Annotated in this window: 17 protein-coding genes and 2 pseudogenes; 11 read left to right on the top strand and 8 right to left on the bottom strand. The window is 62.6% G+C overall.

The genetic code is table 11. The annotated features are described in order from the left end of the window. Positions 1 to 144: 144 nt before the first annotated feature. Positions 145 to 1,674 carry a vanadium-dependent haloperoxidase gene (locus J2808_RS21710; RefSeq protein ID WP_309820848.1) on the top strand — a complete coding sequence of 510 codons (1,530 nt, stop codon included), beginning with the start codon at positions 145 to 147 and terminating at the stop codon, positions 1,672 to 1,674. A gap of 62 nt (positions 1,675 to 1,736) precedes the next feature. Here the strand turns inward: J2808_RS21710 and J2808_RS22330 are convergent. Continuing rightward, a pseudogene (locus tag J2808_RS22330) lies at positions 1,737 to 1,889 on the bottom strand (hypothetical protein); the annotation flags it as partial. 944 nt (positions 1,890 to 2,833) lie between these two features. Continuing rightward, a complete protein-coding gene (locus J2808_RS21700) occupies positions 2,834 to 3,001 on the bottom strand; it encodes a hypothetical protein (RefSeq protein ID WP_309820844.1) in 168 nt (55 codons plus the stop codon). Positions 3,002 to 3,506: 505 nt separating this feature from the next. Between J2808_RS21700 and J2808_RS21695 the strand changes: the two genes are divergently transcribed. The 4 genes from J2808_RS21695 (at position 3,507) to J2808_RS21680 (ending at position 7,377) form a co-directional block, all read left to right on the top strand. Next, positions 3,507 to 4,241 carry a DUF5058 family protein gene (locus J2808_RS21695; RefSeq protein ID WP_309820842.1) on the top strand — a complete coding sequence of 245 codons (735 nt, stop codon included), beginning with the start codon at positions 3,507 to 3,509 and terminating at the stop codon, positions 4,239 to 4,241. 25 nt (positions 4,242 to 4,266) lie between these two features. Continuing rightward, entirely contained in the window at positions 4,267 to 5,031 is a 765-nt protein-coding gene (locus J2808_RS21690) for a hypothetical protein (protein ID WP_309820840.1), read from the top strand. Between the two features lie 14 nt (positions 5,032 to 5,045). Continuing rightward, positions 5,046 to 6,293 carry an amidohydrolase gene (locus J2808_RS21685; RefSeq protein ID WP_309820838.1) on the top strand — a complete coding sequence of 416 codons (1,248 nt, stop codon included), beginning with the start codon at positions 5,046 to 5,048 and terminating at the stop codon, positions 6,291 to 6,293. A 97-nt stretch (positions 6,294 to 6,390) separates the two neighbouring features. Continuing rightward, positions 6,391 to 7,377: an Lrp/AsnC family transcriptional regulator gene (locus J2808_RS21680; protein WP_309820837.1), complete on the top strand. Its 987-nt coding sequence runs from the start codon at positions 6,391 to 6,393 to the stop codon at positions 7,375 to 7,377. Positions 7,378 to 7,520: 143 nt separating this feature from the next. On the opposite strand, the gene J2808_RS21675 is transcribed toward J2808_RS21680, so the two are convergent. Then, positions 7,521 to 7,763 (bottom strand): hypothetical protein, encoded by a 243-nt coding sequence (locus J2808_RS21675; RefSeq protein WP_309820835.1) that lies wholly within the window; start codon positions 7,761 to 7,763, stop codon positions 7,521 to 7,523. Between the two features lie 349 nt (positions 7,764 to 8,112). Between J2808_RS21675 and J2808_RS21670 the strand changes: the two are divergent. Both J2808_RS21670 and J2808_RS21665 read left to right on the top strand, forming a co-directional pair. Beyond that, positions 8,113 to 8,408 (top strand): annotated as a pseudogene (locus J2808_RS21670) (transposase); the annotation flags it as partial. Positions 8,409 to 8,877: 469 nt separating this feature from the next. Further along, entirely contained in the window at positions 8,878 to 9,534 is a 657-nt protein-coding gene (locus J2808_RS21665; RefSeq protein WP_309820833.1) for a DUF4192 family protein, read from the top strand. Positions 9,535 to 9,776: 242 nt separating this feature from the next. On the opposite strand, the gene J2808_RS21660 is transcribed toward J2808_RS21665, so the two are convergent. From J2808_RS21660 to J2808_RS21640, 5 genes are all read right to left on the bottom strand, one after another. Next, positions 9,777 to 10,313: a VOC family protein gene (locus J2808_RS21660; protein WP_309820831.1), complete on the bottom strand. Its 537-nt coding sequence runs from the start codon at positions 10,311 to 10,313 to the stop codon at positions 9,777 to 9,779. 11 nt (positions 10,314 to 10,324) lie between these two features. Continuing rightward, complete coding sequence (locus J2808_RS21655) at positions 10,325 to 12,205, bottom strand: oxidoreductase (RefSeq protein ID WP_309820829.1); 1,881 nt, start codon at positions 12,203 to 12,205, stop codon at positions 10,325 to 10,327. A 119-nt stretch (positions 12,206 to 12,324) separates the two neighbouring features. After that, positions 12,325 to 13,236 carry a helix-turn-helix domain-containing protein gene (locus tag J2808_RS21650; RefSeq protein ID WP_309820827.1) on the bottom strand — a complete coding sequence of 304 codons (912 nt, stop codon included), beginning with the start codon at positions 13,234 to 13,236 and terminating at the stop codon, positions 12,325 to 12,327. Positions 13,237 to 13,482: 246 nt separating this feature from the next. Beyond that, the gene (catA, locus tag J2808_RS21645) at positions 13,483 to 14,331 is read right to left on the bottom strand and encodes a catechol 1,2-dioxygenase (protein ID WP_309820825.1); all 849 of its coding nucleotides are present in this window, start codon (positions 14,329 to 14,331) and stop codon (positions 13,483 to 13,485) included. An 899-nt stretch (positions 14,332 to 15,230) separates the two neighbouring features. Next, positions 15,231 to 15,509 carry an HPr family phosphocarrier protein gene (locus J2808_RS21640; RefSeq protein ID WP_309820822.1) on the bottom strand — a complete coding sequence of 93 codons (279 nt, stop codon included), beginning with the start codon at positions 15,507 to 15,509 and terminating at the stop codon, positions 15,231 to 15,233. Positions 15,510 to 15,735: 226 nt separating this feature from the next. Between J2808_RS21640 and J2808_RS21635 the strand changes: the two genes are divergently transcribed. The 4 genes from J2808_RS21635 to J2808_RS21620 all read left to right on the top strand — a co-directional run bounded on the left by J2808_RS21635 (position 15,736) and on the right by J2808_RS21620 (position 21,070). Next, a complete protein-coding gene (locus J2808_RS21635; protein ID WP_309820820.1) occupies positions 15,736 to 16,590 on the top strand; it encodes an HAD family hydrolase in 855 nt (284 codons plus the stop codon). Between the two features lie 187 nt (positions 16,591 to 16,777). Beyond that, positions 16,778 to 18,694 (top strand): beta-glucoside-specific PTS transporter subunit IIABC, encoded by a 1,917-nt coding sequence (locus J2808_RS21630; RefSeq protein WP_309820819.1) that lies wholly within the window; start codon positions 16,778 to 16,780, stop codon positions 18,692 to 18,694. A gap of 28 nt (positions 18,695 to 18,722) precedes the next feature. Next, a complete protein-coding gene (locus J2808_RS21625) occupies positions 18,723 to 20,153 on the top strand; it encodes a glycoside hydrolase family 1 protein (RefSeq protein WP_309820817.1) in 1,431 nt (476 codons plus the stop codon). A 65-nt stretch (positions 20,154 to 20,218) separates the two neighbouring features. Further along, entirely contained in the window at positions 20,219 to 21,070 is an 852-nt protein-coding gene (locus J2808_RS21620) for a PRD domain-containing protein (RefSeq protein WP_309820815.1), read from the top strand. Positions 21,071 to 21,731 lie beyond the last annotated feature (661 nt).

The raw sequence follows: 21,731 nt of genomic DNA, 5'->3' as shown, positions 1-21,731 counted from the left end.
AGAGGAATATGAGCAGACATATTATGATCTACAAACCGGCCCGTTACCCGACGACGCCGCCAACAAACAGGCGGCATGATTCCCGGGACGGTTCAGGCTGCCGAACATTGTTCCAGTGGACAACGCGCTGGCAGAGGCTCACCCTTGGAGTATCCGCACCGACTGCGCATCGCGCTGACCTCGGGCGGTCGCGTGCCGCCGGTGTCGGGCACCCATGAGATGTCGACTCCGTCGGGTTCGCTTGAATGGCTCCGTGACGAGTGGAGGACCGACGACATGACGAACAGCAACGCTTACGATCATCGCAGGCGACCATCGCGGACTTCGAGGAACGGTGCGCGCCGACGGTGGGCGCTCTGCTTGATCCCGGCATTGACCGCCGCACTCGTTGTGCCGGGAGTGTCGAGCGCCGGCGCCTCGAACGCTCGGAGCGCGGCGCCGGCGAATACGGACGTCCTCATCGAGTGGAGCGCCATCGCCCAAGACCACGTCATCCCACTGCGTCCCACGGCTCACGGCCAGCTCCGCGGCATGGCGATGGTTCAAGGCGCGGTGTACGACGCAGTGAACGCCATCGACCGCGGGTACCAACCGTATCTGCTCGACGGCGAATCGGTCGGCGTCGGGCCGGAGGCATCGTTCGATGCGGCGATCTCGACCGCCGCACACCACATGCTCGTCACTCTGGTCCCGTCGGACCAAGTAGCTGGCCTCGACGCTGCGTACGAAACAACGCTCGGAGGCGTCACCGACGGCCCGAGCAAGGACGAAGGCGTCGCCGCCGGTGAGGCCGCCGCGGCGGCGATGATCCTCGCGCGCACCGATGATGGGTTCATGGCGCCGTTCGAGTTCGACATCGGAGCCGATCCCGGCGATTGGCGGCCCGTCGCGCCCGCTGCGCTCGATCCGGACGCCTGGGTGGCCAATCTCCAACCGTTCATCATCGCGAGTCCCGACCAATTCCGCTCGGAGGGTCCCAACCCGCTGAGGAGCGCCGAGTACACGGCGGACTTCAACGAGGTCAAGGAGATCGGTGCGCTCGTGAGTACCACTCGAACCGACGACCAGACCAATGCGGCCATCTTCTGGCAAGCCTCGCCGGTGGCACTCTGGAACGGCGTGTTCCGCAGTCTCGCCGTGGAGCACGGACTCGACCTGGCCGGCGCGGCTCGGCTCTTCGCGATGACCAACCTCGCCGCCGTTGATGGCGCGGTCGCTTGCTGGAACGACAAGTACTACTGGAACTTCTGGCGTCCGATGGCGGCGATCCGCGAAGCCGACACCGACGGCAATCCGGAGACGGAAGCCGATCCGACGTGGAAACCGCTCTTCGATCCATCGACAGCGACCGTCCCGCCGCTCGGCACACCGCCGTTCCCGGACCACCCGTCCGGTCATGGCTGCGTCAGCGGTGCCATTCTCTATGCGGCGCAGGAGTTTTTCGGCAGGGACGAGGTCGCCTTCGACGTGAACTCCGGTCGGTTCCCGGGCGCGCCACGGCACTTCGACGGATTCTCCGCGGCGATACAGGAGATCGTTGATGCTCGCGTCTGGGGCGGCATTCACTTCCGCACCGCCGACGTACAGGGCGCCGAGATCGGCAACGAGGTGGCGTTGTGGCTCAGCGCTCACTACTTCCAGCCGGCGCCGTGTCAGTCGCAGGGTCGCGACTGACCCGATCATTTTCCCAACCGATTTAATTCATTTGAGGTCAGGATCGGTTGGGGAAATCTGAATCAGACGTCGGTGGCGACCGCCTTGACGTGGGCCATGCGCTCGTCGAGCCCATCGGCGACGCGCTCGTCGCTGCCATCTCGGCAGACCATGAGGGTGTCGCCGTGCCGGAGGGATTTAAGACGGGCGGCCAGCTGGGGGCGGTCGTCTTTCTTCCCGGAAGTCCGGTCTTCGTAGTGGGAGTCCGCGGCACCAGAGTGGGCTCTCGCTAGCTTCTCGGCACGATGCCAGTTCGCACTTGCGTGTCAGGGGCCAACTCCTCGCCAAAAAAAGCAGACGTAAGTGTGGACACTGTCCACACCCCTCTTTGGTAGGACAAAGTCCTTCAGGCGGCTTGCCCGGGCCGGATTGCGTGCCGCTTCCCCGAACGCCTGCACATGGCATGGCCCCGGTCATGTTGTTCTCGCTCCCCCAGCCCATGAAGGGGTGTAGGCCACCCGGCCCACCCGACAGAACCGGAACGAGGAACCACCAAACCCCAATTCAGCAGGCGGAATTCCTACCAGCCAAGGACTTGAACCCGCTACCCACACACCTGCATAGGCTCCAGCGGCAGCCAGGCCAGAGCCCGCACCCTTAGCTTCAGAGGGACGCCACCACTTTGTCAACACGCCAAAGCAAAAACCCCTCTGACGAGGGGTTATGCGTGCCCGAGGTGGGACTCGAACTGCATTCCAGCCCCTTCAAACACTGGGCACCCGCGCAAACATAAGCAATCCGAGCCAGTCCAACCGAAATACGGCCCAGTCCGAAGCCAAAAGTGTTGACACTGTCAACATCCCCAAATTCGCCGATTCAGGATTTTCACCACCGACCGCACCGCGCAACGAAGGGGCCTCGGTTCTTCTTTGCGCCGACATTGCGCTCCTGGGGATGGCCCGCCTGGATTGAGCTTCCAGGCGGCCATTCTCGTTCGGCGGATCGTCGGTGCTGAGTTGACCTGAGATAGTCCTTTGAACATGGACATCCAAAGCTCACTGTGCTGATGCAACGTCGGTCACAACGGGGATTGTCACTAGTCAAGGATGACATCGGTCGCCGTTGAAGAAGGGCGGACGGACGGCTACCGCCTGACCAAGGGGAAACCTAACCCCGGCGTCTACGGCGTCGCGGCACCCATTCTTACCAACCAGAAACAGCCCTGGGCAGTTTGGGGTTCGCGTGGAATGGAGACGAACGGCGCGATGTCGATGTTCAGCATGCGGTGCTCGCCGTCAAGCAGGCGGCAGCGACCATATCGGAGCGCCTGCTGGAGAAGCAGCGCCATTTGTCAATGGCCAACACGTTCTGCCCACCGGCGGCCGGCTGATGTGCCCCAGCGGGCATTTTCCTGGCCGCCTATGGGCAGTTTTTCATGGCCGCTAACACCATTCATGACACGGAAGGGACGGCATGGTAGCGCCAGTCCATTCGCGATGTACTTCAACTCGAAGTATTCCTCGAAGCGCCGGGCCACGCAGCCTTCCTCGATGCAAGGCAATTGTTCACCGTCCGTCTGCGACGGCCTACCCGTTCCCGGCATGGGGTAGGTCCGGCGACACGGTGCGCGGCCCATATTCGATGGGGCAGAAATCGTCTCCGTCGGCTTCTCAGCTGACGCCAAAATTCACCTTCATGCCACGGGGCTGATACACATCAGAAATCAGCAAAGTATGTACTTATCGACACCAAGTGCTGTACAAATGAAACATAGCGGCACATTCTGTCCGACTAGTCCACCTTTTAGACATCCCATCAGTGGGGTGTTCCTCACATCTCGCAAGGGAGCGCACGTGGCTGTTGCAGCTGTCGATCCAGGTTCCACAGACATCACCCCTCTCATTCACCATCCGGTCCTTTGGGCTGCGGCAGTGGGAGTCTTTGCAGTGATCATCCTCCAGTCGGTCATCTACTTCAGGGCCATCCGGAAGGCGGCGCCGGCCGTCAGCCTCACTCCGGCCCAGGTCAGCAGCTCAGTCCGTTCCGGTGCTGTTGCCGCCATCGGTCCCTCGCTCGCCGTGGCGCTGATTGCAGTTTCCCTGCTCCCGCTTTTCGGAACACCTGCGGTGCTCGCCCGGATAGGCCTCGTCGGTTCGGCGGCGTTCGACGTCGCCGCCGCCGGCATTTCTGCCGGCACGCAGGGCGCGCAGCTGGGCGGGCCCACCTACACCCAGAAGATTTTCGCCCTCGCGTTTGCCGCCATGACCATCGGCGGCCTCGCCTGGATGCTGTCCGCCCTGATCCTGACACCCATCCTGAGCAAGGGGGACGCGAAACTCCGCAAGGTCAACCCTGCAGTCATGGCCGTTGTTCCTACGGCAGCGCTGCTGGGTGCATTCTTCACACTGGCATTCACGGAGGTAGTCAAGTCCCCCGCGCACTTGGTCACCATGATCGTGTCAGCGGCCGCAATGGGTCTCTGCCTCCTGCTGGCCCACAGGTTGCGGCGGCCCTGGCTGCGTGAGTGGGGGCTGGGGTTCGCCATCATCGTGGCGCTTGCCGCCGCATTTCTCATGACCGCAGCCTGAAAACCTCCCGAAAGGAGCCAATCCGATGTCCACAACGACTTCATCTGACACATCCGCAGGACTTGCAGCATTTGACCGCACCACATCCGTCTGGGGCCCTATAACGCTGGGGCTTGGGTTGCTCGTTTCCCTGGCTGCTGCCCTGTACGCCGCTTTCGGTTCTGGCATGGGCATCACCGGCGTGGAGCTGGTCACCGCCGTCGTCGCCGTGCTGGCTACCTTCGGCGTCATCGCAATCATTGAGCCCATCTCCTACTTCCCGATTCTGGGCCGGTCGGCAATGTACCAGGCGTTCCTGATCGGCAACATCGCCAACAAGCTCCTCCCCGCAGCCGTCGTGGCCCAGGCCAACCTTGGTGAAAGGCCGGGCACCCGCCGGGCCGAACTCATTGCCGGCAGTGCCATCATCGGCGCGGTGCTGATCCACATCACCACCCTGATTCTCTTTGTGGGCATCCTAGGAACCTGGCTGGTGGGGATGCTCCCCGCGCCGCTGATTGCTACCGCCCGCGGCTATATCCTGCCTGCAGTCTTCGGTGCCGTGGTCCTGCAAAGCGTGGTGGCCATGAAGAGCCGCCGCACTACCATCGTGGCCGTTGTGGTCGCCGCGCTCATCGTTTTCGTGGTGGTGCCGTTAGTCCCGGCGCTGACGTTCTACGCCACCGCACTGGCCGTCATCATCACCATCGTCGTCTCTTGGTTCGCACGGTCCAAAACCCCGCCGTCCGCCGCCGCCACAGCTGACAGCGAAGCCAGCCCGGCGGCCCACATCTCCAAACCGACCCACTGAAAGGGAAACCAGACATGACCACCACCACGAGCGTGCGGCTGACCGCCGCCATAGATGTCCCCGAATCATTTGTGGACGAATACATCACCGTGTACGAGCACCTGCATGCCCATCCCGAACTCTCGGGCCAGGAATTCGCAACAGCCGCGTACATCGAAGCCCGCCTGGCAGACCTGGGGATTGAATCCTTCCGCTGCGGAGTCACGGGGGTTGTAGCTATCCTGAGGAACGGCGACGGGCCCGTCGTCGGCTTCAGGGCAGACACCGACGGACTGCCCATAGCCGAGCAGACAGGCCTGGCTTACTCCAGCGAGACGACTGTCACCCAGCCGGACGGTTCCACGATCCCTGTAATGCACGGCTGCGGGCATGACACCCACATCACGGCAGCACTCGCACTTGCCAACGTCCTCACGGAACGCAGGGAACTGTGGGCGGGAACCCTGGTCCTGATCTTCCAGCCCGGCGAGGAGACCGCGTACGGCGCCAGGGCGATGATCAACGACGGCCTGTGGGACCGGGCGCCAAAACCCGAAGTGGTGCTGGCCCAACACGTCTTGCCCGCGGCCAAGGGCACCCTCTTCATCCGGGACGGCCACATGGCCACCCTGGCAGACTCCTGGAAGATCACAGTCCACGGCAGGCAGGCACACGGCTCCCAGCCGGAGAACTCAATTGACCCGATTGTTGCCGCTTCGGCCATGGTCCTCCGGCTCCAGACCATCGTCTCGCGCGAACTGGCACCGTCCACGCCTGCCGTCATCACCGTGGGCACGTTCCACGCGGGCCTGAAAGAAAACATCATCCCCGACACGGCAGAGTTTTCCATCAACGTGCGGACCCCGGATGAAGACACCCGCGCCAACGTCCTCGCAGCAATCCGCCGGATCATCTCCGCCGAAGCCGCTGCCTCCGCAGCCCCCGAACCAACCATCACGGAACTGAACAATTTCCCCCGCTGCTACAACGATCCGGCGGCTACCAGCCGCATCATCGAAGCGTTCACGGCAGATTTCGGCACGGACGCCCTAACCGAAGCTCCGCTCGGGATGGCTTCCGAAGATGCGGGCTGGCTCAGCGACGCCATTGGCGTTCCGGGTGTCTACTGGGCCTTTGGCGCCTTCTCCCCGGCACTCTTCCAGGACGGCACAACGCCTGCGGGCAACCATTCGCCGTTCTTCGCTCCGGAGGCACACGCAGCCATCGTCGGAGGAACAAGTGCAGCACTTTCCGGAGTGCTAGCCTATCTGGGCCGGAACTGAGATGCCGCGGGGCGACAGGAAAGCCTGCCGCCCCGCGCAGTTCAGGTACCCAGCCTGGCCTGCATCGACGGCCGAAACAGCAATGAAGGAACCAGACGTGGAGCAGCTTGATACGCTCGATCGGCAGATTATGGCCGCACTCGTGCGCAATGGCCGCGCCCCGTGGCGGCTGATCGCCGAAGTCCTCGGCCAACAGGAACGGACCGTGGCGCGCCGCGGAAACAAACTCCTCGAATCCGGGGCTATACGCATCAATGCCTTCATCAACCCCGCAGCAGTAAGTTCCCGTACCTCCTTCCTGCTCCGCGTGCAGGCAGCTCCCAGGGAGCTGCGCCAGATGTGTTCCTGGCTCGCTGACCAGGACGAGTCCTCGTGGGTCAGCGCCCTCTCTGGATCGAATGAGGCAGTGGCCGGAATGTTCCTCGCCCCCCATGCATTAGCGGACCTGCTATACCACCGCCTCGGAAAGGTGGACGGCATCCAGTCGTTCACCATGATGCCGTTGTTCGAGTACTTCCGCACACCCTCCGGCTGGACGCCGGATGTTCTCACCAAACAACAGTACGCAGCGCTCCACTCGGACGAGGACGGCCGCCTCGCCGGCAAGGCGACCGACCGCGCTCCGCTTGATGAGACCAGCCGCATGTTGGCCATGTTGCTGCACGGCAATGGCCGGGCCACCTTGGACGAACTCGCTTCTGAACTGTCAGTCTCCAAAGCAACCGTCAGCCGACGTCTGGATGCGATGACCGGATCCGGAACCTTGTTCATCAGGGCCGTGGCGGACCTAAGAGCGTTGGGCTTCCCCGTCGAATCCCTGATCACGATCACCTGCGCAAACGGATCGACGCGCAGACTGGGGAAATACCTCGCCGACCTCCCCGTCACGCGCTGGGCCGCTGCCTCCGGCGACCAGCTCGTGGCCCAGGTAGCGGTGGCCGCTCTGGAGGACCTCGGGTTACTGCTGGCCGACCTCCAAAAACGCGACGGCGTGGCCTCGGCCCGGTCCTCCATCTATGCGGAGATATTCAAGCGAAGCACCCTGCGCTACCACAACGGAATTCCGGAAGGGCCCACGGCGTGAACTGCTCCCCGAAAATTGGACTGAAAATCCAGTTCTGACTTACGTTATCGGAGGAGCAGCGCGAGGCCGCGGCGCCGTTGTTGCGACCGGTTGGGGATCCAGGGCTGTAGCGACCAGGCTTGGGGTTGGTCGGAAAGCTGTCCTCAGGGTGCACGACAGATGGCGTGTTCGTAGAGATACTGCTCTAGTGACCAAAACAAGGCAAGCGGCTGTATCCGTTCGAACTCAAGCTCAGCGCCGTTCAGCGATACATCTCCGGCGAGAACAGGGTCGGGTTCGATCTGCGGTGCCGGATTGACGTCTGGGTCGATCGACTCGGAACCGGGGACCGTAACTTCCTGAACGTTAATCAGGGAGTGCGGGTCCGGCTTGAGGCTGTCCCGCATGTTGTCATTTAAATCAGAAGCATAGGCCTGGTATAGCTATTCGGTCATGGCACCAATCCCGGGGGTCGGATTTCGTGGGTTAACCAGTGGCGGCTCGCTGGCGGCGTTGGCGGATAGTGGCACGACCTTGCCCCGGCTTCCCGGCCCTACGACCTGCACAGGTTCTTTTCGTGCAGTAGGCCATCGGTCGAACCGAATATCAACAATGAGGGGTAATCAATCAAAAATGATCTGAATGCATATGGGTGACGAACAAGGCCTCGAGCTGTTCAAGTCCATGAAACTCCTGTTGCTGGCCCAGGCCAGCCTGCAGGTATCGCCTAGGAGACTGCTGAATTAGTCACGGGATGTGGAGTCGCTGGCCGGGGAGTTGTTGGTTCCGGGCAGTGTATCGCTTTTCTGGCCAAACATCGGGGACGGTTGTTTCCGGATTCAATGATGGAGGACCTCTTTCCAACGCGGCGTGGCAGGCCGTCGGTTCCGGCGGCGGTGATCGGTTCGGTCCTGGTGCTGCAGGCACTGCAGGGTTTATCGGACCGGGAAACAGCCGAGGCTCTGACCTTCGATCTGCGCTGGAAAGCCGCGTGCGGATACGGGCTGACCGACTCAGCGTTTCAGCCCAGTACGCAGACCTATTGGCGACGGGCGAGCATGTCATAGCGGGTGGCGATGCTTCGCAATTGTTTGAAGAGGCTGAGGGATCTCGCCACCGTGTATCGGCCTTTGTAGGTTTCGGAGTCGAAGTTCACTGGTCGCCCGCCGCGTGAGCCGCGGCGTTTGCGGTGTCCGATCTGCACTGAGAAAGCTCGGAGGCAACGACTTGTGAGGCCCGGAGACGGATGGCCGTCTGTCGGCACTCACGCTAGCCCTGAATCGGGAGTGAAGATCTCTGTAACTGTGGATGAAGAGATCCAGGAAGATCTGCTCGGGCTGCAGCTCGAAGTCATGCCGCTTGATTCCTGGGCGTCGATGGACCAGTAGAAGTTCCATCCATCGCTGCTTGTCATTCTGATATGCCCCATGATCGCTGGGCGGGTCCTCCGCGCAACCAGGGCGCTACCGCGCCGACCCCGGGATCGAAAACTTCTCCAGAGCAGAGTTGAGCGCGCTGTACATGAAGTTTTCGATCCCGGCGCCGGTCCCCCAAGTTGCACTCCGGCCAATCAACGCCGAATTCATCTACCGCGGCAGCTTCATCCAACCCACCAACCACGTCACCCTCCCAACCAGCGGCCAAGAAACAGCCAAGGCCACCGCCGTCCAACACCACATGGAAACCATCAGGACCCAACCAACCGATGCCGCGCTCCAGCAGGCCCGGAAACTTTGGGCCGCCATGCTCGATTCCAAGAACCTCCCCAGCGATGACGACTGCCACGCTCTCGTCGCAAACCTGCAGTTCCCGGCAATCCGGGACAGGCTCATCGCCGACATACCCGGGGTGGACGAACCCATGCAACAGATCCTGTTCGCCCAAACCGACGAGGCCCCGAAATGGCCACGCATTGAATGGGCACAACAACTGCTCCTCCACGCCTACACCCGCACCAGCCCCCAACACGCAGCACCCGTCCTCACAGCCATCGGATACATCAACTGGTGGGAAGGCAGAGGCAGCAAAGCACACCAATTCCTCCAACTCGCCCTCGACACCGACCCCGCCTACCGCCTCGCCCGCCTCAGCGACCAAATGATCGGCTCCGGCATCGTCGCAGGCTGGAACATGAACAAAAACACCGCCTACAAAACACTGCGCTACGACATGCCGTGAGGTAGACGACTCGCTGGCCGAACCACAGCAGTTATGAATTCCGCGGTCACCGTAAATAAGCAAGGCCCTGTTCTCATTCGAATACGACGGAGAACAGGGCCTTCCTTCACTTGGCTCCGAGTTATATGTGAAGGATCGGCATTGCTTTTTCTACGAGGGGTGAGTTCACGACGACACCCGCCTCTCACGACTCGGCGATGAAGCCTTTTGGACGTGTCTAGTAGTCTGCGGACCAGACACGGCTAAGTGGCCTGCCTAGTGCTGTCGGAATCCATGCCAGGGCGCCACCTGCGCAGCGGGGTCCGCGACTCGTAGGCCTGCGGGGACGGATAGGTCACGAGTTCTACTGTGCTGCCCCACGGGGTGCGGGCGTAGAGATACTGGTTGCCCTCCCCTGCATCGCCCCCGGGAAGATCACCTGGCTTGCTCAGCAGTTGCCCGCCAGCCTTTTCCAGCCGGTTGGCGGCCCCCTCGATGTCGTCGACGTAGACGCAGAAGTGCTGAAGGCCGTGGTCGCTCGGCACTACGGGCTCGCGCTGTGCAGCACCGGAGTAAATGAACAGCTCCAGATTGGGTCCTTCGCCGAGACGAAGCATACGTATGGCCTCGATCCGCGCCCCTGTTGGGATACCCAGGCCGGACTCGACGGCGGGTCCTTCCAGGGGTTCGTCGAGCATGTCGTATATCTTTTCGGCACCGAAGGCGTCGGCGAAGAAGTTCGTAGCCTGCTCAAGGTCCGGCACCGTTATGCCGATGTGCTCAATACCGCGAATTGCCATCGTCACTCCTCCTAAACCTCAGCTGCAGCCCAGAAACCAGATTGCGTTGCCTCGTACATTCGGCCGCCCCTGAATCGTGTCCCGATGCTGTGCACCCGATCACCGTCGACTGCCGCCGCCATGACATCGCTGGCCGCGCGGTCCTGCGCCCACACGACTGTCCCACTGGCGGGAGCCGGCTGATCAGTAATAACGGTGACGTTCCGGACCGCGAGGAGCCCGTTCAGGTGGTTGCGCTGCATATCGTTCGTATCGAGTCCAACGTCCGCACTGGGAGAGCTGAGCGTAACCTTCCGACCCTGCTCGGCCAGCCACAAGGCCGCAAACATCGCCGTCTCCGTGTCACCGTGCACAGTCACCTCTTGCGATTCAGGGGCACGGCGGTCCGCCAACATTTGCACGGCGTCGACCGCCCCCTTGGGCGCACCGGAACTCTTAGTGCCGGTCGCGAGGAGGACCTTGTCGTATCCGTTCATGTCGGCTTCCGTGATCTCGGTACCGAGCCGCACCTCGACGCCGGTGCGCTGCAGCTCGGCGCGGTAGAACTCGAGGAATGTCGAGATCTCCTTATTCAAAACCTCAGCAGCCGACCAGGCCCGCAACTGGCCGCCGATCTCCTGCTCGCGTTCGACCAGCGTCACTTCATGGCCACGCTCCGCGGCCAAAATGGCAGCCTCGCAGCCGGCCGGGCCGGCTCCAACTATCAGGACCCGCTTGGCAAGGACGGCCAGTCGACGGGCCTCCGCGGCCCGTTTCTCCTGAGAGAGCGCCGGGTTGATGACGCACTGGGTGTGCTGGCCGTTAAACATCCAGCGCGAGATGCATTCGTTGACAGCCAGACAGCGGCGAATATTGGATGTATCACCACGCCGAGTCTTTTCAACGATCGCGGGATCGGCCAAACCTGCCCGACCCATGGCAACGAAGTCCAGTTCACCAGCGGCGACGTCGTTGTTGAGCTCATCCAGCAACCAGACAAGACGTCCGACGCCGATGACGGGTACGGAGACTCGCTTCTTCACCTCTTTGGCGTAGTGCAGGAGGTTGCCCGGCGGGACCATGGGCAGGAGAACGTCCGCTGTGTCGTAGTTGCCGGCTGAAACGTCCAGCGCATCGACGTACTTTTCCAACATCTGGCAGAACGCCAGCCCGTCTTCCAGTGAGAGCCCGCCCTCATACGGCTCCTCGACACTCAGCCGGTACAGCACCGGAAAATCCGGACCGACCTGTTCGCGTACCGCTTGGACCACCTCGAGAGCGAATCGGGCCCGATTTTCCAGCGAGCCTCCGTACCCATCAGTGCGCTTATTCGTCTTCGGTGAAAGGAACTGCCCCAGCAGGTACCCGTGCGCGCCGTGGAGCTCCACCGCGTCGAAGCCCACTTCCTTGGCGCGGCGGGCGCCTTGAGCATACAAATTAATCAGGCCGGGGATCTCCTCGAGCTCGATGGCCCGCGGCGCAGTCCCGAAGGCGCTGGTAATGCCGGCCGTCGGCGCTATCGGGGGAACGTTTCCTTCAGTATTGCCCTGCGAGTTCTGACGGCCAGTGTGATGCAACTGCACGGCAATCTTCGCGCCCTCATTGTGCACTGCCTCCACCAGGTCGGCCAGACCAGACCGGTAACGGTCGTGGTCGATGCGGATAGGGTGTCCGACCGTGCGGCCAACCTGCCAGTCAACAGAAGTGTTCTCCGTGATGAGAAGGCCCACTCCGCCGCGCGCCCGTTCCCGGAAATACTCGATGAGGCGGGGGCCCGCGTATCCATCGACCTCGGCGTACTGAGTGAAAATGGGTGACTGGACGAATCGGTTCTTCAGTGCCATCCGTCCGATTCGTCCAGGCTGGAATAAGGCGGCGTGCTTCTCAGCAAGCTCGCTAAGGGTGCTGGTCATTGGGACTCCTTCGTCACCGAGAGGTATCTCCTCGCTGCAACTATTATTTGAAACCCGAGGGAGCAAAACATGCCGTCGTGTGCACAGAAATGTTCCTGGTATGCACTAGCTCGCCTGAATCATATTCCGGGGCGGGTGCTCCGTGCTTCGCGGGGCGAAATTCCATAGGCGGCACGGAAGGCTCGGCTAAATGACGAAGGATTGTCGAATCCGCACCGGTGTGCGACCTCCGTGACCGATACACCTACGGGCGAAAGCAGTAGCCGGTAGGCCAATTCCCGACGGCGACGCATCAAAAACTCTCGGCAGGTCTCCCCTGTGCCCTCGAACAGTGCATGAAGGTACCGGTTCGATACTGCGTTAGCACGGGCAATGTCATCCACGGCGAGGCTAGAGTCGCCAAGCCGGGACTCGATGAAGGCCTTGATCTCCATGAGCCGAATGGTTCTACTGTCGAGCACGATGTTGGACGAAGCTCCAATTGCCGATGACAACAGATCGATGGCAATCCGTCCCGCCATCGCAGCTGCATCCTCGTCCAGGTCCGGCGTCTTCATCGACGTATGCAGCCAGTCAAACAGCAGCCGCAGGCTAGGATTCGTGGGCAGTGGTCGGGCGACAAGTAGGTCCAGGCGCGGCAGCGCCTCGAGGCAGAGCTGCCGCGGCAGAAAGAGTGTGGTTTTCACGAGCGGTCCTTCGCTGAAGCACTCTCCAGGCATCACTCCATCCCACATAACCGCTGTGCCGGGTCCCACAGCTGCCTGCCGACCGCCTTGTGAGAACACTTCCCGGCCTTGTCTGACCAACAAAACAGCTGCAAAATCACCGTCGGTATGGTTGATTTCCCGCTGGCCGCGGCGCCCGGACATGCCGCCAAGACGGCAATCCACAGCCCACGGCCCACCAAACCTCGCCGCCCGGTGCTTCAACGCGGCATCCCGAACTACATCCAGCTGCCACGGCAGATGGCTCGTCGAGAAGTCAGAAACCATCTCGTCGGTAACTGCTGGGATAGTCGTCGCGAGGTTCATGAGTCATTCCTTTCCGTGCAAAGTGCAGCAGCCGTTCTGTTCCGATCGAGAACCTCCCATGACAGATCGCGACGATGAAATAGTGGCCACATTCATGGACGGCTAAGGCGTGGACTGCCGGCGTTGATCAGGGTGAGATGGCTCGAAACCTGCAGCGCAGCTCTTTTGGCCAAGCCGTGGGTGGCGCCGATGCCGCCACCCACGGCTTAGTGGCTAAAGGGGCCATTTTCGGCTGGAACCGTTGGGTCAATCTTCAGGATCGAGGATGAAGTCGTACGTGACTTCACGTCCATTTCCGGCCCCGCGGTCTGTAGGAGCGAGGACCAGCTCCGGTTTGACGGCCGAAGCAATGTCGTCTGCAACGTGCTCATCGCCCTGGAAGTACAACTGGGTAGTGATGAGCTGGTGCCCGGGCGCGGAGACCTTCAGGTGCAGGTGGGCCGGCCGCCAGGCGTGCCAGCCGGAAGCGGCGATGAGCGCCCCGCAGGCGCCGTCGGTCGGAATCTGGTACGGGGCCGGCTGAATGGTGTTGACCTGGAACTTGCCCTCATCGTCGGCATTGACGGAGCCGCGAAGATTCCATTCCGGCAGGCCAGGGGCGAACTGGGAGTAGAAACCAAGGTCATCTGCGTGCCAAAGCTCAATCAACGCTCCCGGCAGGGGCTCCCCAGCAACGTTCTTAACCTGGCCTTGGAACAGTAGCGGCGTGCCCGGCTCGTCATCACGCATCGGCAGCGTTGCTGGCGTGTTCTGGGATGGCGCGTTTGGAATGTAATAAGGGCCTTCAATGGTTCCCTTAGAGCCGTGTCGGTTGGCATTGGCTACTTCTTCTACGGAGTGCTCAACCCAGACATCGAGGAACAGCGGCCACTCCCCATCCTCGCCAACTCTTATCAGCCACGACTTCAGCGCGTTGTATTCGTCATAGGTGACTTTTTCGTCGATCACAGTGTCGTTGATGGCCTTGATGATCCTGCCAGCAAGGGCGCTAACGCGCTCCTGGCTTGTGGCGGCAGAGACGTGCTTGTCTTCTCTGAATCGGGCTGTTGCACCCGCACCAGAGGCGGCTGCAGTTGCCTGGGATTCCGTTGTCACGGTGACTCCTTTGTCGTGAAAATTCCGTCGTAGTGTCGTGGACTGCCCGTTGGGGCAGAGCCCCCTTATGGCAGCGTATTCAAAGCTAGGCTTCCTATTCGATTAACAGAAATACCTATTTCAGAAGCATTGGAAGGTTTTCGGTATCAGTTACCTGGCTGGCGCTACGACGGCGGGTGCGTGTTTCGCCAGTGCGGTCACCCTGACGTCCATATACAGGACGAGCGGCAAGGAAAGAGAACAATGAACGAAGCTCGTCGTTGTCGGCAATCTCAATCCACGTATTGGTTTCGCTTGCTGGGGCTTCGGGCGGTCTCAATTTCTTCGGTGGGCTACGCGCACAGCAGGCTCCGCAGTTACACTACCGCGGGTCTTTCACTAGCTATGCTGCCCAAGATAGGCCCAGTGCTCTGCCCGGCCATCACGTTTCACTCCCCCGCGATCCCGGTTGCTACGACTTGTTATGTCCCCGTGAACCGGGGATTGCGTCGGGGCGAAGAAGGCGGCCTTGCCTTCGGCGAATCGTTCGAAAAGTAAAGCTCCCGCTGGGTCTTCCGCTCGGCCTCCAATGCGGAGTCGATATCCAGTCTCTCGCCCGCAAAGAATTCCTTGATGGCAGCCACTGATCGCGGCGCGGCCCGCGAGTACACCGGCGAGCTCCAATACCCGATGCAGGAGAATCCAGGCGGCGTGGCCTCGTCAGCGAGCCCAGCCTGAGCGCTTCTTCAGTGCGTGGTGTTCACAGGCAGCTACAAGGGGACGGCACAGGATTTCGTACAGCTACCTGCTGCCCCGGCATGAGGCTTCCCGGCAGGGGCACAAGGGAACTTCCGCGCTCCTTCCCACGGCTAGCCGCCACCCACACAAAAGGAGTGGCGAGGGTACTCGCGGTGGGGCGCTTACTTCGCGTCGTGGTCGGTTTCGAGGATCTTCACGAGCGTCTCCAAAGCCTGGTCGGCGCCCTCACCTTCTGCTCGGAGGACTACCACATCCCCGTGGGAGGCGCCCAGGCTCATGAGAGACAGGATGCTGGCAGCGTCCATGGCCTCGTCGGCCGGTTCGCCCGCATGGGCGATGGTGACCTCACATCTCAGTTCACCGGCGGCTTCAGCGAAGATGGCGGCGGGGCGGGCGTGCAGGCCGACGCGGCTGGCGATGGTGGCGGTACGTTCAGGCATTCAGGGCTCCTTTGGTGTTCGGTTCCGGTCCAACAAAAAAGGACCCGAGCCCCGGCCCTGGGAAAGCACAAGAGGGCTCGACGATCGGATCCTGCCTGGGAGACCAGTTACATATCCGGTCCCAGTGTGCAGAAATGTGCAGACGTGCGTCAAATCCGCCGGCGGCTCCGGCCTACGGCTGCCCGGACTCCAGCTCGTCCTCTCCGCACCTGTAGAATCCCGGATCATGAGCTCCACGCCAAGCACCCCCACAGCAACCATCCGCGCCGTCTTCCTCGATGTGGACGGCACCTACGCAGACTACGGAATTGTTCCTGAGGGCCATGTGCAGGCGGTCCGTGCTGCGCGGGCGGCAGGACACAAGGTCCTGCTGTGCACCGGACGTCCGGTGTCCATGCTGCCGGAGACCATTCGCGGGGCCGGCTTTGACGGCGTGGTGGCAAGTGCCGGAGCTTATGTAGAGGTGGATGGTGAAGTGCTGGTGGACCGCAGGTTCCCCGCTGACCTCGCTGCCAGGACAGTGGCTGCGCTGGACGCCCACGATGCCGTTTACATTCTTGAAGCCCAGGATTCACTCCATATGGCTCCGGAGGCCGAAGCACGGCTTCGCGCCATCATCGAAGAGCACTTCCGGCGCGCGCCGGACGGCCAGCCGAAGGGCGCCTCGGCGATCCTCGGATCCGTGCGCGTGACACCAAACCGTGCAGCGGCCGCGTTCGCCAAAGTCTCCGTCTTCGAGGCTCCCGTCCCCGTGCAGCGGATCGCTGAAGAAATCGGTCCGGACATCGCCGTCGTCGCGAACTCAATTGCCAATGAGGGGCGACACGCGGGCGAGCTGTTCCAGCGCGGCATCAGCAAGGCCGACGGCGTCGCGGCCGTCATAGCCCACTTCGGCATCGAACGCGAAGACACCGTTGCGATTGGCGACGGCCAGAACGACTTGGAAATGATCGCGTTCGCGGGTGTGGGCATTGCCATCGAGGGTTCCTCCCCGGAACTCCTTGCCTTGGCTGACCGAACGGCCGCGCCGCCGCACAGGGAGGGACTGGTTGGCGCGTTCGCTGAACTGGGCCTCATCTGAGCCACACCCCCTGTGTAATTCTTGAGCGATTTGCCTGTGACCCACATCATGGGATAGCTTATTCCAAGCAGGCGATGCAGCCTGAAGGATTGTTACTCGGACACGAGGCAAGACCTGAGACGTACGGAAACGTGCGGCTTGGGTCTTTTTTTATGCCCGAAAGACGGAATGGACAGAAAGGCCTGCCATGGCTTCCGTGGACTACACAACGTTGGCCGCAGACATCCTCGAGGGTGTCGGCGGCGAAAAGAACCTGGTGGGGGCCACCCACTGCGCAACGCGGCTCCGGCTCCGGCTGCGGGACGACGCAAAAGCCGACACCGCGGCCGTCGAGAAACTGCCCGGCGTCATCGCCGTGATGCAGGCCGGCGGCCAGTACCAGGTGGTCATCGGCAACGACGTCCCGCTGGTGTTTGCCGGGCTCGGCAAGATCAGCCGCTTCGGCAACGAGGACGGCAGCGATGATGCGCCGACCCAGGGCAACCTGTTCAACCGTTTCATCGAGATGGTGTCCGCCATCTTCTCCCCCATCCTGTGGCCGCTGGCCGGCTCCGGCCTGCTCAAGGCGTTCCTCAGCATGGCCGGCACGTTCGGCTGGGTGGCGCCGACCAACAACACGTACGTGATCCTCTCCGCTGCCGCGGATGCCCTCTTCTACTTCCTGCCCCTCTTCCTGGCAGTAACGGCAGCGCGACGCTTCAAGGTCAACCAGTTCACGTCCATGGCCATCGCCGGTGCACTGGTCTACCCAAGCATCGTGGCCCTCGGCACCGCCGGGCAGCCCGTGGACTTCGCCGGTATCCCGCTTGTCATGATGAACTACACCAGTTCAGTGATCCCCATCATCGTGGCCGTCTGGCTGCAGGGATACCTGGAGCGTTTCCTCCTGAAATTCCTGCCGTCCGCCGTCCGGAACTTCCTCACCCCGCTGCTCACCGTTGCCATCATGGTTCCGCTGACCCTCCTGACGGTTGGCCCGGCCACCACCCTGCTCTCGCAGGGCGTCTCCGCCGGTATCACCGCGATCTTCGGCTTCGCACCCTGGCTGGCCGGCGCCCTTATGGGTGCGTTCTGGCAGGTCTTTGTTCTCTTCGGCCTGCACTGGGGCTTCGTTCCGATCATGACGAACGACCTCGCAACCATCGGCTACTCACTCCTGATGGCGCCGCTGGTTCCCGCTGTCCTGGCCCAGGCCGCCGCCATGGTGGCCGTGGCCCTGCGTACCCGCAGCGCCGCCAGGCGCGGTGTAGCCGCTCCCGCTGCGATCTCCGGGTTCCTGGCCGGTGTCACCGAGCCCGGCATCTACGGTGTAAACCTGCCGCTGAAGAAGCCGTTCTACTTCGGCATCGCCGGTGGCGCCGTGGGCGGCGCCATCGCCGCCATGGGCGGCAGCGCATCCAACGCCTTCGTCTTCGCATCACTCCTTGCCCTCCCGGCTTTCACCGCCGTAGGCAACTTCGTGCTGCTCCTGATCGGCACGGCAGTTGCCATCCTCATCGCTTTCGTCCTGACGTTCATCTTCGGTCCCCGCGAAACGGCTGACGCTGTGAAGGACGACGCCGTTGCCAGCCCCGCTGCCGACGCGGAAACCGTTCCGGTTCCGGCCGCAGCAGACACGACGACGGGCGCACCAGCCGGCCAGCGCGCTACCAGCGTGAAGGTGCTCGCCCCCGTCTCTGGCCCGGTGATCGCCCTGGCAGATGTGCCGGACAAGGTCTTCTCCTCCGGTGCCATGGGTGCCGGCGTGGGCATCGTTCCCGAGGAAGACGCCGTCCACTCCCCCGTCTCAGGCACGGTCCACGCGGTCATGAAGACAGGGCATGCCTACGGCATCAAGACCGACGAAGGGGTGGAAGTCCTGGTGCACATCGGCATCGACACCGTCCAGATGAAGGGCGAGGGCTTCGAAGCCGCGGTGACCCGCGGCCAGCGCATTGAAGCCGGCGACCTCCTTGCCACTATTGACCGTGCCAGGATCCAGGCGGCCGGCTACGACGCCACAACGCTCATGGTGGTCACCAACACCCGCAACCTGACCGCCGTCGTGCCGTTGGGCGAAACGCGCCTGACGCGCGGCGCCCCGGCACTCGACGTCGAACTCTAGATTTCCCGCAACGAAAGGACAGCGCAGCATGACGCACGCAGCTACCACACCGGCCACCGGACCGTTTCCCCAGGGCTTCCTCTGGGGCGGTGCCACCGCGGCCAACCAGGTTGAAGGCGCCTACGCCGAAGGCGGCAAAGGCTTGTCCATCCAGGATGTGATGCCGCGGGGCATCACCGAGCAGCCCACCGAGGGCCCCACCCCGGACAACCTGAAGCAAACCGCCATCGACTTCTACAACCGCTACGCGGAGGACATTGCACTCTTCGCCGAAATGGGCTTCAAGGTCTACCGGTTCTCCATCGCGTGGAGCCGGATCTTCCCCAACGGCGACGACGCACAGCCCAACGAGGAAGGCCTGGCCTTCTACGGCCGGGTCCTCGACGAGCTGGAGAAACACGGCATCGAACCGATGGTAACCATCAGCCACTACGAGACGCCGCTGAACCTGGCGCGCGGCTACGGCGGCTGGACCAACCGGCAGCTGATCGGATTCTACGAGCGCTACTGCCGCGTGCTCTTCGAACGCTTCGGCAACCGCGTCAAGTACTGGCTGACCTTCAACGAGATCAACTCGGTCCTGCACGAGCCGTTCATGTCCGGCGGCATCCCCAGCCCGCGCGCCGAACTGACCGACACGGACCTGTACCAGGCCATCCACCATGAACTGGTCGCCTCCGCACGGGCGACGCGCCTGGCCCGGGAGATCATGCCGGCGGCGAAGGTGGGCTGCATGATCCTGGCCCTGCCGGTCTACCCGCTCACCCCGTCCCCGGACGATGTGGTCAGGACCATGGACACAGCGCATGCCAGCTACGCCTTCGGCGATATCCACTGCCGCGGCGCCTACCCGGGATACCTGCTGCGGTATTTCCGCGACAACGGCATTGACTTGGACATCACGGACCAGGACCGCGAAGACCTCAAGAACACCGTGGACTTCGTCTCCTTCAGCTACTACATGAGCATCTGCGAATCAGCGGACCCGGACGTGGAGAAGGGGCCCGGCAACATCATGGGCGGCGTCCCCAATCCCACGCTCGAGGCCTCCGAGTGGGGCTGGCAGATTGACCCGCAGGGCCTCCGCGTGGTGATGAACGACTACTGGGAACGCTGGCAGAAGCCGCTGTTCGTGGTGGAAAACGGCATCGGCGCCAAGGACGTCCTCGTGGAAGCCGACGGCGGACTGACCGTGGAAGACGACTACAGGATCGACTACCTGAATGACCATCTGGTGCAGGTGCGCGAGGCAATTGCGGACGGCGTTGAGGTCCTCGGCTACACCGCCTGGGGCTGCATCGACGTGGTCAGTGCCTCCACAGCGCAGCTGAGCAAACGCTACGGCTTCATCTACGTGGACCGCGACGACGACGGTTCCGGTACGCTCAACCGGTACCGCAAGAAGTCCTTCGGCTGGTACCAGGAAGTCATCTCGAGCAACGGCGCAGCGCTGCGCTGACGCTATTGTGGCGGGGCCCTCTTGGGCCCCGCCCGTCCACCCACCAAGGCAGGAGAAACAACGACGTGGAAGTCCTGCGCGTCTTTAACAACAACGTGGTCCTGGCGCGCGGGGCCGCGGGCCGTGAGGTGATCCTCACCGGCCGGGGGCTGGGTTTCCAGGCGAAACCTGGTCAGAAGGTGGACCCGGCGAAGGTGCTGCGCACGTTCGTTCCCGAAGACGGCCGCGACCCCGACAATCTCGGCGCCATGGTGGCCGCCATCCCGCCGGAACACCTCTTGTTGGCCGAGCAGGCACTTGAGGCCGGGCGCGCCGAACTACCCATTCCGAACAGCTCTGTCCTGTCCGTGGCCCTCGCGGACCACCTCAGCTTCGCCATTAAGCGGCTTCGCCAGGGTATCGCCTTCGATTACCCGCTCCGCGCCGAGGTTTCCCATCTCTATCCCGCAGAGCTGCGGGCAGCACGACTGATCCTCAAACACGTAAACGCTTCACTCGAGGCACCGCTGGCTGACGATGAGGCAGTGGCCATCGCGCTGCACCTTGTCAACGCCGGCTTCGCGACCGGCGATCTGTCGTTCACCTACCAAATGACGGGCGTGTTCACCCAGCTATTCGAGGTTCTTGAACAGGCTTCCGGATGCCCATTCGACCGGGACACCGTCAACGCAGCCCGGTTCATCACTCATCTGCGCTACTTCTTCGTGCGGGCAGGCTCCGGCAAGCAGCTGGAGGAAGGAGCCAACAAGCTGCGCATCGCCATCCGGGATTCCTATCCGGACGCCTATGCCACGGCCCTCAAGCTCCAGGCCGTCCTGGAACTCAGGCTCGGCGAACCGCTCACCGAGGACGAGGTCACGTATCTCACCCTGCATGTGGCACGTCTGGTGGACGAAGACCGTGGCCAAATCTGCTGAGACCAGACCGACTCGCTCCCTGACTCCCGTCACCGGACTGAAGGCGACGGTCGCGATCCCTCGACTAGGCAGCGGAGTCCTAACTTTGCTCTTCCACATGAGCAATTCAGGTGGACGAACTCGCACCTAGATCCGCACTTGGGTGCCGGGAACGGGGCGATCATAGCTTGGTACGACGACGGAGCCCTCGACAAAGATGATGCTGTCACTGCTCGCTGAGCCTCCGCACCGAAGAAGGCGCCTCACCGACCACCAATGGAGGGACATCGCGAACGACTTCGGCGGGCGCCATGGGGTGCACCCAGGGCCAGACGAAAGCCCCGTGCCGGTGGGTCGGGGTCAACCACGGCACGAGCGGCAGCGCGGGTAGCGTCGATACGCAAATCGTCCGAGTTTGCGACGAGGTGAGGACAAGACATTGGTGCAATCGTCCAGCGCCGCTGGATGCTTGCGCTCCGGGCTCCGGGCTCCGGGCTCCACTAATAGTCCACAGCCATGACAGGGCCGCCTGTCGTATTAGGGAGGAACCGGAGCCTCCGGGTGGGTCAACGCCCTGGTCATCTTCGACCATATTGTATTGAACTCTTCAGCGTCCTCCGCAGCGCCGCCCTTTCTCCCACGACCTGCGAGCCGCGGCGTTCGCACACGGTTAGCGGGCGGC

Origin of the sequence: Pseudarthrobacter sulfonivorans (assembly GCF_031454915.1) — a bacterium.
Lineage (GTDB): Bacteria > Actinomycetota > Actinomycetes > Actinomycetales > Micrococcaceae > Arthrobacter > Arthrobacter sulfonivorans_C.
This window is presented reverse-complemented; position numbering and strand designations above follow the sequence as displayed.